We start from the raw sequence: 13,590 nt of genomic DNA on the forward strand, positions 1-13,590 counted from the left end.
GCAGTCATATTCAGCATTATTAACCCGATTAACTCCGAAGGTTATGACTTGTAAGGAAGCAAAATGAACAGCGAAGCGATGAACAATCTAGTCATAGGCAAAGGCGATACACAAGTTGAGTTACTGCTGCGCTATGGTAATCGACACGGGTTAATTGCAGGGGCAACAGGAACCGGGAAAACCGTGTCGCTAATGATGCTAGCAGAAAACTTTTCTCGCCTAGGTGTTCCGGTTTTTGTCACCGATATTAAAGGGGATATTTCCGGTTTAGCCGCTGCGGGTACTGCTTCTGAAAAACTATTAGCTCGCGCTGACAAAATTGGCATTACTGATTTTAGCCCTCAAGCCAATCCGTGCATTTTTTGGGATTTATTTGGACAACAAGGTCATCCTATTCGAACGACAGTAAGCGAAATGGGGCCAACTTTATTAAGCAAAATGTTAGGGTTAAATGCCACTCAAAGTAGTATTTTAGATATCGTTTTTACCTTAGCGGACAGTCGTGGATTATTGTTACTGGATTTGGACGATCTAAAAGCCTTGCTCACCTTGGTAGCTGAAGAACGCAAAATAATCAGTGCTCAGTATGGTTTAATTAGCGCACAATCACTGGCTGCTATTCAAAGATCACTGATCAACCTAAATCGTGATGGTGGTGATATTTTCTTTGGTGAACCAGCACTTGAACTGAAAGATATTATGCTAACCGATGCTCAAGGCCGAGGTATAATGAGCATTTTAAGTGCCGATAAACTGGTGCTTTCGCCAAATCTGTACGCGAGCTTTATGCTTTGGCTTTTATCAGAGCTCTATGAAAATCTACCAGAAGTTGGCGATGGGGCTAAACCTAAATTGGCATTGTTTATCGATGAAGCACATCTTTTGTTTGATGACAGTCCTGATCATTTACTCAAACGTATCGAGCAAATTATGCGCCTCATTCGCTCAAAAGAGGTTGGCGTTTATTTTTGCTCACAATTTCCAGACGACATCCCCGATGCCATCTTAGGACAACTGGGTAACCGCATTCAACACGCATTACGCACCTTCACCCCAAGAGATCAAAAGAAGGTCCGCGCAGCCGCACAAACTTTTGTCCCGAACCCTAAACTTGATCTCAACCAAGTCATTTCTAGTTTAGCGGTCGGTGAGGCATTGGTATCTACCCTGCAAGATAAAGGGATCCCCAGTATGGTTGAGCAAACCCTTATCGCCCCTCCTCGGTGCCGCATGGGACCATTAACGCTAAATGAGCGTGATAACTGTCGAGCACAAAGCCCTATTGGGAACCATTATGATCAACTCATCAACCGTGAATCAGCCTATGAACGCTTAAATCAAATCAACCAAGCGGAAGCGGAAGCACAATCAACAGCATCATCAGCTCACTCTTCCGATGATGACGAGCAAGGTAATTGGTTTAGCGAATGGTTATTTGGCACCAAACGCCGCCAAGGGTTAGTGCAAACCTTTTCCAAACAAGCCGCACGGACTGTTGGTAACAAGCTTGGCAAGCAAATTGTCAGAGGAATATTGGGCAGTATCATGGGGAAAGGCGGTAAATAAAACACGTTTGCCGCACAAGCGCATCAGTGGTTAAACTTGCTTATCGGTTTCTCGTTTAACCAAAACAAAGGTCAGATACATTTTGGTTGGCAAAGAAAGTACCATGCCAACGGCAACACATATCGCGCTAATAACGATCCCATTAACCCCCATATTTTCGATGGTTTCACTAAAGTTATGCAAATAGATACCTAATAAAATTAAGCATATACCAATACTAATGCAGGTTTTTAAAATTAAAATCAGCTTGCTATCTGTCATGATTACGCTCGCAAACATCTCAATCAAAAGTGTTTAGTGTGAGTTGACCAGTACACACTAAATAATAACTTAGCATGCGGTAACTCATAATGGCAGTTTGAATGTTTTTAGTGCAGCGCACAAAGCAAAAAAGCGAACCTAAGGTTCGCTTTTTGGATAATTGATTCACATTTTGGAAAACTAACTAAGAGTTTACAATGTCATCAATTATTTGAAGTTACGTCAATTGGCATACGCCTTTAACGTAATCTTTCAAATTAGACAGCAACTACGTTAGCTGCTTGTGGGCCTTTTTGGCCTTGTTCTACTTCGAAAGAAACTTTTTGGCCTTCAGCTAAAGTTTTGAAACCTTCTGAAGCGATTGAACGGAAATGTACAAATACGTCAGCGCCGCCATTGTCTTGAGTAATGAAGCCAAAACCTTTGTCTTCGTTAAACCATTTTACTACGCCAGTTGTTTTAGACATGATGTGTCCCTTATAAATTAAAAATTAAAAAAATCTATCGCGATATTGCGATGCGCTGAGTGCTTGAATTATTTAATGTGACTATGAAGCTAAGGGAAACACAGGATGCAACGTTAACGCGGAATTCTGAGGCTTTACTTTTACTTGATGTTCATTAATAACTCTGAATTTCAGAGCGAGGTGGATGTTACAGGAGTATTGAGAATTGTAAAGGCTTTATTTTTAAAATAAAAATAACACTTAATATCATGTCGTCACCCTCAAGGGATTACGCCAGTAATAAATGCAAAAATAGCCTTAATAATCATCACTTAATAATGCTTAGATTTAATAAAACCATTTAGCCACTCAAAAAATATCAGTCGAAAGTTAATTTCTATACGCCATGACATTTGATGTCATCCATATTAAGACTGTCATCACACTTAAGCCACTATATAGCCGACCAAGTTCTCAATCACCTAAGACATCGAGAAGCCGCTCACAAAATCAACACAAATAAAGACTTCTAAGACCTGTTGTTAAATCGCCACTAGGTATACTCAAGTAAAACAGTAAAACCTAATCAAAAATGTACTAATTGTAGGTGAAGGATTGCCGAGCATAGTCAATGTTTCAAACAAAGGTCCCTACGTTATGATAAAGCTCAGTTTCGACGGTAAAACCGCTACAGCAGCACCAGGTGAAAACCTGCTCACCTGCGCCATCAATGCTGGCGTTGCGATTCCCCATTTGTGTCATCACACTCAGTCTGCAACTAATCAATCAACTCACAGCTTACAAGACAAACAAAGCTGCGGACTGTGCTATGTTGAGTTAACCGATAACAGTGGCAATCGAAGCACAGTAAAAGCGTGCGAAACCGCTATCACCGAAACCATCACAGTCGTCACACACTCTGTTGCCTTAAGCAAAATACGCCAAGCATCACTCAAAAACCTGTTAAGCGATCACTTTGCCGATTGCGAAGCGCCTTGCCAGCAAGCCTGCCCCGCTGGTGTTGATGTGCAATCTTATCTTTATCAAATCGCACAGGGAAATCATCGTGAAGCCGTAAAAATTATTAAGCAAACCTTACCGCTTCCCTTGTCTATCGGTCGCGTATGTCCTGCGTTTTGTGAGTCAGCTTGTCGACGTGGTGAATTAGACGAGCCATTAGCCATTAGGCAATTAAAACGCCATGCGGCTGATATTGATTTACAAGGCGATAGCTATGTTCCGACTAAGCTTGCTAACACAGGTAAAAAAATTGCCATTATTGGTAGCGGGCCTGCGGGTATTAGTGCCGGTTTTTATCTATCGAATGCCGGACATGAAGTCACAATTTATGAGTCAATGCCAAAAGCCGGTGGCTGGTTAAGATACGGTATTCCTGAGTACCGTTTGCCTAAAGCGATTCTCGATCAAGAAATTGATTTATTGTGTAAAAATGGCATGAAAATTCAAACCAATACCCGTTTAGGCACAGATATTCACCTGAATGACTTAGTGGAGTCCTTTGATGCAGTGTGTTTAGCCATAGGCGCGCAAAAAGCAGTGCCAATGAATTACCCTGGAGTCGAACTTGACGGCTGCTACCTTGGGGTAGATTACCTGAAAGATCATTGCACCGAGAAACGTTATACCACAGGTAGAAAAGTCGCGGTGATCGGCGGTGGCAATACCGCCATTGATTGCGCTCGTACCGCACTTCGCGAAGGCGCAGAAGTCACCTTAGTTTATCGCCGCACCCGCGATGAAATGCCTGCAGAAGATTACGAAATTGAAGAAGCAGAACATGAAGGGATCCGTTTTTATTTTCTAACCAATCCTATTGAAAACCATGCCGACAGTGCTGGCCGTATTAATGCGGTGACTTTTGAAAAGATGGCATTAGGCGAACCGGATGCATCTGGCCGACGCTCACCCAAAGCTACAGGTGAAACCTTTGTTGAAGCTTTTGATACTGTTATTCCTGCGGTATCGCAAACGCCTGATATGTCATTTTTAAGCGATCCAGCCAGTTGCCTTACCAATGGTGAATTAGCATTAACGCGCTGGAATACCTTTTCAGGCTGTGAATACACCATGTCATCTGGCATTGAAAAGCTATTTGTTTTAGGGGATTCTCGCACTGGCCCCGCCACCGCTGTTGCAGCCGTAGCGGATGGCAAAAAAGCCGCTGATGCCATTCAAAAACTGCTCGATGGCGAGCTAAGCTGTGACTTAATAGCCAAGCCATTTAACTCAGAAAAACGTCAACATAAGGCGTTAGATTTGAGTCACTTTCCAACACGGCTTCATCAAGCCAAAGCTAAAATGCCTGAGCTGGCCATGAATGCAAGAAGTGCCAGTTTTGATGAAATTGAATTAGGCTTCAAAGATGAAATCGCATTGGCTGAAGCCGCCCGTTGTCTTGAGTGCGGCTGTCAGGCCAATACTGATTGCCAGTTAAGAGACTACGCCAGCCAGTATCATGTTGACGGAAAAGCCATTGATGGTCAGCAGCATCGAGCATTTGTGCAAGATAGCAGTTCGCCCTTTATTACCTTTGACCCCAACCGCTGTATCAGTTGCGGGGCTTGTGTCGCCATGTGCCACCAGCAAGCCGGCCATAATGCCATTTGTTTTGAAGCCGACAGTTACCTAGCATTACCACAAGGCGCCACAGCTGACACTTTACGTCAAGCACCGCGAGTTGGTTTTAGCGCCTCTATGGCTGACAGCCAATGCGTTCAATGTGGCAACTGCGTCCAAGTTTGTCCAACAGGTGCGTTAACAGATGCTCGCGATAAAGCCCAAGGTCGTAAAACACAACTAAAACAAACCTCAACCATTTGCACCTATTGTGGCATTGGTTGTCGTGTCACATTGCATACTGATCCTGTCAATAATCACATTATGCATGTTAGCGCTGACAATCACTCGCCAGTAAACGATGGCATGCTGTGTGTCAAAGGGCGTTATGGCTTTGATTTTATTAACAGCCAACAGCGACTTACATCACCACTATTGCGTAAAAATGGGCAATTGGTCGAAGTCAGTTGGGATGAAGCCACGCAGTTTATTGCCAACAAACTCATCAGCATTCGCGCTGAACATGGTAGTAACGCCATTGCGGGGCTAGCATCTGCTAAAGCGACCAATGAAGATAACTACCTATTTCAAAAGTTTTTCAGAACGGTCATTGGTACCAATAATATCGATCACTGCGCGCGTTTATGTCATGCATCAACGGTTACGGCACTGCGAGAGTCTCTTGGCAGCGGTGCCATGACCAACAATATTCCCTCAATTAAATCATCTGACTTAATCTTTATTTTAGGCTCTGATACCAGTGTGGCTCACCCTATCATTGCCTCTAAAATTAAACAGGCCGTACATCAACATGGCGCAAGGTTAGTGGTGGCTGATCCGAAAAAAGTCGCCATAGCGGATGATGCCCAACTCTATTTATGCCATCGCCCCGGTACAGATGTCATGTTGCTTAACGCCATCATGCAGCAAATTATTATTCATAATTGGCACGATAAAGATTACATTCAGCAGCGCGTGGAAGGCTTTAACCAGTTGTCCGCAGAAGTCATGAAACCAGATTACAGCCTTGAAAATGCTGCGCTAATTACTGGGGTTGCTGCTGATAAGATAAAACAGTTAGCTGAGCTTATCGGCACCGCAGAAAAAACCGCGATTTATTATGCGATGGGAATCACCCAACACACTTCAGGCCACGATAACGTTACCGCCATTGCTAACTTGCAGTTACTGTGCGGCAATATCGGAATTGAAGGCGCGGGCATTAACCCACTACGAGGCCAAAGTAATGTACAAGGTGCTTGCGATATGGGGGCATTACCAAACTATTACAGCGGTTATCAAAAAGTGGATGACATAGGTGTGCAGCAGCGATTCTCGCAAGCTTGGCAACACCCCAACTTATCGCCAACCATTGGTCTTGCCGCTACCGAAATGATGCATGCTTTGGCTCATGGTCAATTAAAAGCCTTGTATGTGATGGGTGAAAACCCAGTACTGAGCGATCCAGATCAAGCCCATGTACTCAAAGGCCTAGCAGCCGCTGAGCTGTTAGTGGTACAAGACATCTTTATGACCGAAACCGCTCAGCTTGCTGATGTGGTTTTACCCGCTGCCAGTTTTGCTGAAAAGCAAGGTCACTTTACCAATACTGAACGCCGCGTACAGCAGTTACAACCTGCAATAGCCTCACCGGGTAAGGCACGTCTTGATTGGCAAATCATTATGGATATTGCGAATAAAATGGCCGCGAATTGGCACTATCAAGATGAACGACAAATTTGGCATGAAGTCACTCAAGTCACACCACAATACCGTGGTATTAGCTGGCAACGTGTGGATGCTCAAACCAAAGAAGGTCGACTTGGTGTGCAGTGGCCTTGCCCAACAGAAGGCCATTTGGGTACGCCTATTTTGCATGTGGATCAATTTACCCACGGCAAAGGCAAAATGAAGCCAGTAAGCTACCGTTTACCCGCTGAAATGCCATGTAATGAGTATCCATTTGTATTGTCTACTGGCCGTTTGCTGGAGCAATTCCATACCGGTACTCTCACCCGTAAAACCGAAGGTTTAAATGAGTTAGCCACGCCAAAAGTCATGATATCGGCTTTCGATGCGGACCAATTAGCCATTACTAATGGTGATATGCTGACATTATCTACCCGACGAGGCAGTATTAATATTGCCGCATTTGTGACTAAGCGCGCCCAAGCTGGAGTGTTGTTCTTACCCTTCCATTTTGCTGAGGCCGCTGCCAATAAACTCACCAATAACGTACTTGATCCCGTGGCAAAAATTCCTGAATTTAAGGTATGCGCAGTCAAGGTCGAAAAGGTCTGTCAGCCTGTGGAATCGATGAATGTTTAAGTCACCAGATCTGCGCTATATAATTTAGCGCCATAGAGATAAAACTGATGCCATCGAAAGTCATTTCGATGGCATTTTATCAAGCGATTAATGCTGCTATCAGGTGTTTTAACAAGCTTGAATAACCAGTGATGTATGACGATTGGAATTAAACATGATCCCATGCAGGATCTGGCTGCCATTGTGCTAACCAAGTGGGTAATTTATCAGCATGCATTGGCATTGCAATGCCATAACCCTGCGCCAATTCACATCCCATGGCAAGTAACTGTGAACCATGGGCAATGGTTTCTACCCCTTCAGCAATCACTTGACGATTAAACGCTTTAGCCAAACTTATCACCCCCATTACAATAGAGCGATCTTCAATATCCACCAGCATATCTCTCACAAAACTTTGATCAATTTTTAATAAATGAGCGGGTAAGCGCTTTAGATAAGTTAATGATGAGAACCCAGTACCAAAATCATCTAGTGCAAAATTGACCCCTAACCCGATACAAGCTTCCATCGTTGCCATGACCTTCATGATATCGCCAAGCGCACTGGTTTCGAGTATTTCAAGCTCTAGTAAACTTGGTTTTATTTTGGGATGGTGCGCCAAGGCAATTGATAATTTGGCAATAAAATCCTCTTGCTGTAATTGAAAGGCATCAACATTAACACTTACCGGCATGACTAAACCTAATTTTTGCCATGTTGCCATTTGTGATAACGCAGTCGCGATAACCCAATCGCCCACAACCAGGCTGATAGGATGATTCTCTATCATTGGTAAAAAATCACTGGGTAATAACAAGCCTCGTTCTGGATGTTGCCAGCGGATTAACGCCTCAACGCCAACAACCTCACCGGTTCTCATATTCACTTTGGGTTGGTAATGTAAGAAAAACTCACCTTGCTCCAGCCCTTGTTGAATATGTTCAATAATGACATGTTGGCTCTGGATGCTTTTATCTTGATGAATATCAAAAAAATGGTAATGATTTTTGCCTGTTTGCTTAGCAATATACATAGCTTGATCTGCATGGCGAATTAACTGATCAGCACTCACGTCATCTTGCGGAAACAAGGTAACACCAATACTGGTAGAAACCTGTGCCGTAATACTACCTGATGTAACCGGTCGAGTAGCCGCTTGCAGTAAGCGATCTAATACTCGCTCACAATCATCCATTGAGTCTAAATCGACCAGTAATACAATAAACTCATCACCACCAATTCGCGCTATGGTGTCGCCTTCGCGAAGGCTGTCACTCATATATTTTGATAACTCTATCAGCAGTTGATCACCCATGTTATGGCCATAAGTATCATTGACCATTTTAAAACCATCAAGATCAAGGTAAGCAACAGCTAAAAACTGCTGTCGACGTACACTTTGTGTCATGGCTCGCTTCAAACGGTCTGCTAACATCACCCGGTTCGGTAAGTTAGTTAGCGTATCATAATGCGCAATACGCTCTAATTGCTGCTGATGCTGTTTCATTCTCGTGATGTCAGAAAATAGTGCAACATAGTTTTTAGTCTTTTCTTGCTTGTCTGTTACCGCACTAATGGTGATCAATCCAACATACAACTCACCACTTTTACGCTTATTCCAAATTTCGCCAGACCACTGCTTATCTTCTATCAATGAAGCCCACATGGCTTTGAAAAATGCCTGACTATGTCGTCCCGAATTAAGAAACCTCGGATTTTGCCCTAGTGACTCATCTCGGCTATAACCCGTGATATGGCAAAAGGTATCGTTGACGTCAATAATGTTCCCATTCGGGTCGGTGATCATGATGCCTTCACGGGCATGGGTAAACACACTGGCTGCCAGTTTTAATTTATCTTCTATTTGCTTTTTATTGGTGATATCAACAAACTCCACCACCCGCGCGTTACGTCCCTTATAAACAATATTTTTACCTTTTATGGCGAGTGCATAGGTAGAGCCATCTTTTCTAACCCCTGTCACTTCATAACTATGGGTATAGTCATCGCGCATATTTTGTAAAACAATTTCGAGATCTTCTGGCAGAATTAACTCTAGGCCATTCATACCTATCAATTCAGAATAATCAAACCCCGTTATCTCAGACAAGCCATAATTACATTCGAGAATTCGGCCTTGATCATGAATCATAAGCCCACCATAAGTGGCCTCACTTAATGCTTTAAAGCGCGCTTCGCTCTCTTGTAATGTTTGCTTATTTTCAGCCAGCTTCCGATTAAAACGTTGTAAGTAAATGATAATTAACGTGGTTATCAACACTATGACAAAGGCAAAACTCAGTGTGGGGAATACCCAATAAGGTATTTTTGTTGTGCTAGTATCATAAATAAAACCATCAAAATATCTTCCATCATCGATTAAATTCGCTTTAATGAAAGTGTCCCTCATATGCTGCCAACGATCAGGGTTCATATGACCAATTTGGATTAACTCAGGCACGATCAATTTACGTATTTCAGTCGCTTCAAACTCTAAATGCTCACGGGTTTTATCGACTTGGTATTTAGTTAAAATAACATCAATAATTTCTTCTGGGTTATCCATCGCATAACGCCACCCTTTGAGGGTAGCACGGCGCATGGCTTCTACTCGTTTAGGGTTATCATTCAGTTCCGCTTCAGAAGTAAAAAGAATATCGCTATAAAAATCAACACGGTAAGCCACTGGGTCAATGATATTATATGGAATACCAAGTTGCTGAAGCACATAAGGCTCGTTAGTCATATAGGAGTTAAATGCATCAACCTTACCTGTGATTAAATCATCCAGTTGGTAGCTGCTAGGCATAATATCAAGTTGAGAGATGGTAATGCCTTCATTGACCAACATAGTCAAAAAGTCTGCATCTTGATCCTTGTTGGCTAGCATCAATTTTTTGCCAATAAGATCGTGTACGGAACGTATTCCTGATTTTTTTAAGGTAAGTAAAACGGATGGTGAATGTTGATAAATTGCGGCAGGGCTAACAGGCAATAGTTTCACTGATTACAATGTGGCAGATGGCAATTACTATTACTCGGTGAAAATAACTGGTGATGACGGCACCAAATACAACTCATCGGCAGTGGCCGCTAATGTACAAACCAGTTCTAGTGTCACTGAAACATTTGAAGAGAATGCCAATGGCTTCTGCTCAGTTGATGGTGCAATAGAAAACGATCACTCTGGTTATTATGGTGTCGGCTATGCCAACACGGATAATGAATCAGGTAAAGGCGTGGATTACGCGATATCAGTTCCATCAGCGGGTAACTATCGCATTTCGTTCCGTTATGCCAATGGCGCAAGTGATCGCCCAGCAGCCTTATTAATTAATGACACTTTAGCAGCCAGCTTCGCATTTACCGGCACTGGAGCATGGAGTGCATTTACATCCACTAACGAGATAAGCGTTCAGCTTCGTGCGGGCAATAATCTTGTACGCTTGCAAGCAACTGGCAGCAGTGGGTTAGCCAATATTGATAGCTTAGCGGTCACTGGCGTTGCCCCAACGGCAGGTGACTGTAATGGCGGTGGAGTAATTATTGAGCCACCGGTTGATCCTGTCGATCCTACTGATCCTGTATACCCTAATGCTGACTGTGCTGATTTAATTAATAATGATTCAATCAACTGGCGTGAATCATCATTACAATCTGATCAGCAAATCATTCAATGTCTAGCTGAATCATTAGGTAAACCAGTGGGATATGGTGAAAAAGCCACTGGAGGTTACAACCCTAATGGCGGCAGTAAGTTGGTTATCATCACCAATAATAAACCGGAAGATCAAATTTTAGCGGCAATTTCATCAAGCGATCACAATTGGATTGTGTTTGACAAAGATGACTTTGCAAACGAAACCGCAATTATGATGTATCGCCCATATTGCGCCAGTAGCTCAATGCAATCGGCACTGGGTGTCAATGAAGCAACCTGTCGCGATCCCTATGCTTGGTGTGCAGCTAAAGGCGTATCTAGCTCAAATTGTCTAGTCACTTTTTTTAATGACGAATTAAATGACAGCAGCCTGCCGGTTCGTAACTACTTAATCAATAGTAATACCACCATTGATGGGCGCGGTGCAAAAGCCACATTTACCTTTAACGGCTTTAAAATCGGCGCTGATAGTAGTGGTGCTTCAACCCATCAGTCAGAAAATGTCATCATCACCAATAATAAATTTATCGGTGTAGGTCATACAGAAGATCACAATCTTGACCCTGACATGATCCGCTCGACCGGTGAGTCTCATGATATTTGGATCCACCAAAATACCTTTGACACCACAGGCGATTCAGCCTTTGATGTTAAAGTTGGAGCACACGACATCACAGTATCATTTAATAAGCTGATTAACGTTAAGCGTGCAGCTTTACATGGCTCAAGCGATAGTCGCCCGATAAACCAACAGATCACTACCACCATACATAATAACTTGTTTGTTACCACGGATGATAACTTCGGGTCTAGCTCATATAACACCTTACGTCGCGTCCCCTTACTGCGCCGTGGTCAAACGCATATGTTCAACAATGTCTTTTACGGCTATCGTAAAGACGTTATGAGCTTACGGGTTGGCGCTAGAGCATTGCTGGATGACAACTTGTTTATGAATCCAGTTAATAACTCAAAAGGTGATGATTTAGCGGATTGGGCTTTATCGTTATTTGATGATGCTATTCAAGATGGGTCATTAGAAATCAATAACAGCTACGTATTTGAATCTGATTCAACTTGCAGCACCTCTGGTAATTCCGCATCGCTGGATATGGCTCAAGGCAGTGTGCCCAATATGCTAGCTGATTATAATTCAGCATCTAAAAATGCAATTAATAGTAATAAGCTAAGCGTAGGTACAGACTTGCGTAACTACGTGATGGCCACTGCAGGTAAAGGCGCTAAAACGCCTTGGTTGTCGAGCTACAGTGAAGGGAAAAATAATATTATTGCAGCAGCGCCTAATAGCTGCCAATAATCCAATATTACCTTTAATGTCATGCAGATATAGCGGCTAATACTAGCCGCTATATCTTTTGATAACGGTTTTACAAAACCATACCGTTATAAATAACTGCTTTAGAACAATGGATAGATACTGATTGTTAACGTTGACTTTATATTACAATGGATTAGCTTTTTTCTGTGCCCCAAAACGATCGGCATCGACCCCCTGCTTCCAATAGCCCACTGCAAATATATTTACTCTGTTTAAGCCTAAATCCTCTTGTAACACCGGCCTTAGGGCGCGAATATGACCCGCCTCAAGCCCCATAAATACACGCGCATCAACAGCCAGCCCTTTGGCTGAAGCCATAACTTGCTCAGTTAACGAAAGCTTTGCTTCATCTTCAATATACCAACAGGTATTGTTTGAGTCGTCATAATCCATTGCAATAATATCTGCACGAGTCGGCACAGCAATAATCACTCGAATATCAGCTTGGTCATTAAAACGAGGCACAAAACCATTGATTGCGTTAACTGACGTCAAATCCCCTATCAACAAATAGCTGTGATGGTTAAAGTCAGTTAGTTTGATCTGCCCAGGACCCGCAATACCGATACTGTCACCCACTTTAGCACCGCTAGCCCAACAGGTAGCTGGCCCTTGATGACGGTTAACCACAAAATCTAACGCTAACGCTTTAGTTTTATGATTAAAAAAGCGAATAGTATATGAACGCATAGTACGCTCAGTCTCGATATAAGTGGGCAAAACCACTTTTACATGAGCGCCCTCAAGCCATACAGGGAAGTCTTCCAAGCTGTCACCACAAACAATAATTCGACGCAAGTGAGTCGACAAATCAATGATTTGAGAAACATATGCGACTCTCATTTTCTGCTTAATTGGTTTCATCTATTGGCCTCATTACTTGAACTCAAATGATTAAGTTGATAAAGTCTACCACATTGAGGTTGGTTGATATTGTCAACCAAATAACAAAGGGTAACATAATGGATAAAAGCGCTATAACCGATTCAATATTTAGCATTATGACGGCCTATCGGCTCGCTATGCGGTCGACATTAAAAGCCAATGAAATTGGCTTAAACGCCATGCACGTAAAATGCCTGACTTTTATCAACAAAAGCCGACAGTGCACAGCTAACGATATCGTCAATTATTTTGGCAGAGATAAAGCCCAAGTAGCCCGCTTAATCAAGGAAATGATCGACAATCAATGGCTAACCAAAAGCGCCAATCCTGACGATAAAAGAAGCCAAATTTTATCATTAACCAAGGAAGGAATAGCATTGGCTGAGCTCATCAGCTCAACCCAAAATGAGGTACATCAACACATGCAGCAACACCTAAGCGCTGTAGAAATTGCCGCCTTTGTAAGTACCGCCGAGGTCATCTTAGCAAATCTGCAAACCTACAAAGCCGCAAACTGAATGGTTAGACAAGACTCACAATAAATA

General features: G+C 42.8%; 8 protein-coding genes. 4 read left to right on the forward strand and 4 right to left on the reverse strand.

The features are described from left to right. The first annotated feature begins 78 nt into the window (after positions 1–78). Positions 79–1,566, forward strand: a complete 1,488-nt coding sequence (locus tag HBH39_RS14900) for a helicase HerA-like domain-containing protein (RefSeq protein WP_167680104.1) — start codon at positions 79–81, stop codon at positions 1,564–1,566. Between the two features lie 30 nt (positions 1,567–1,596). Here the strand turns inward: HBH39_RS14900 and HBH39_RS14905 are convergent, their stop codons facing one another. Beyond that, the gene (locus HBH39_RS14905; RefSeq protein WP_167679472.1) at positions 1,597–1,827 is read right to left on the reverse strand and encodes a hypothetical protein; all 231 of its coding nucleotides are present in this window, start codon (positions 1,825–1,827) and stop codon (positions 1,597–1,599) included. Between the two features lie 257 nt (positions 1,828–2,084). Next, positions 2,085–2,297, reverse strand: a complete 213-nt coding sequence (gene cspE / locus HBH39_RS14910) for a transcription antiterminator/RNA stability regulator CspE (RefSeq protein WP_280117348.1) — start codon at positions 2,295–2,297, stop codon at positions 2,085–2,087. 633 nt (positions 2,298–2,930) lie between these two features. On the opposite strand from cspE, the gene fdhF reads away from it, so the two are divergent. Further along, complete coding sequence (fdhF, locus tag HBH39_RS14915; protein ID WP_167679474.1) at positions 2,931–7,178, forward strand: formate dehydrogenase subunit alpha; 4,248 nt, start codon at positions 2,931–2,933, stop codon at positions 7,176–7,178. 148 nt (positions 7,179–7,326) lie between these two features. Here the strand turns inward: fdhF and HBH39_RS14920 are convergent, their stop codons facing one another. Continuing rightward, on the reverse strand, positions 7,327–10,164 hold the full coding sequence (locus HBH39_RS14920) for an EAL domain-containing protein (protein WP_208764169.1): 2,838 nt from the start codon (positions 10,162–10,164) through the stop codon (positions 7,327–7,329). Between the two features lie 10 nt (positions 10,165–10,174). On the opposite strand from HBH39_RS14920, the gene HBH39_RS14925 reads away from it, so the two are divergent. Next, positions 10,175–12,139, forward strand: a complete 1,965-nt coding sequence (locus tag HBH39_RS14925) for a CBM35 domain-containing protein (protein WP_244325670.1) — start codon at positions 10,175–10,177, stop codon at positions 12,137–12,139. Between the two features lie 144 nt (positions 12,140–12,283). Here the strand turns inward: HBH39_RS14925 and HBH39_RS14930 are convergent, their stop codons facing one another. Continuing rightward, entirely contained in the window at positions 12,284–13,024 is a 741-nt protein-coding gene (locus HBH39_RS14930; RefSeq protein WP_244325671.1) for a siderophore-interacting protein, read from the reverse strand. A 98-nt stretch (positions 13,025–13,122) separates the two neighbouring features. Here HBH39_RS14930 and HBH39_RS14935 point away from each other — a divergent pair, with 98 nt between their 5' ends. Beyond that, the gene (locus HBH39_RS14935) at positions 13,123–13,563 is read left to right on the forward strand and encodes a MarR family winged helix-turn-helix transcriptional regulator (protein ID WP_167679475.1); all 441 of its coding nucleotides are present in this window, start codon (positions 13,123–13,125) and stop codon (positions 13,561–13,563) included. Positions 13,564–13,590 lie beyond the last annotated feature (27 nt).

The organism is Shewanella aestuarii (assembly GCF_011765625.1).
Classification (GTDB): Bacteria; Pseudomonadota; Gammaproteobacteria; order Enterobacterales; family Shewanellaceae; genus Shewanella; species Shewanella aestuarii_A.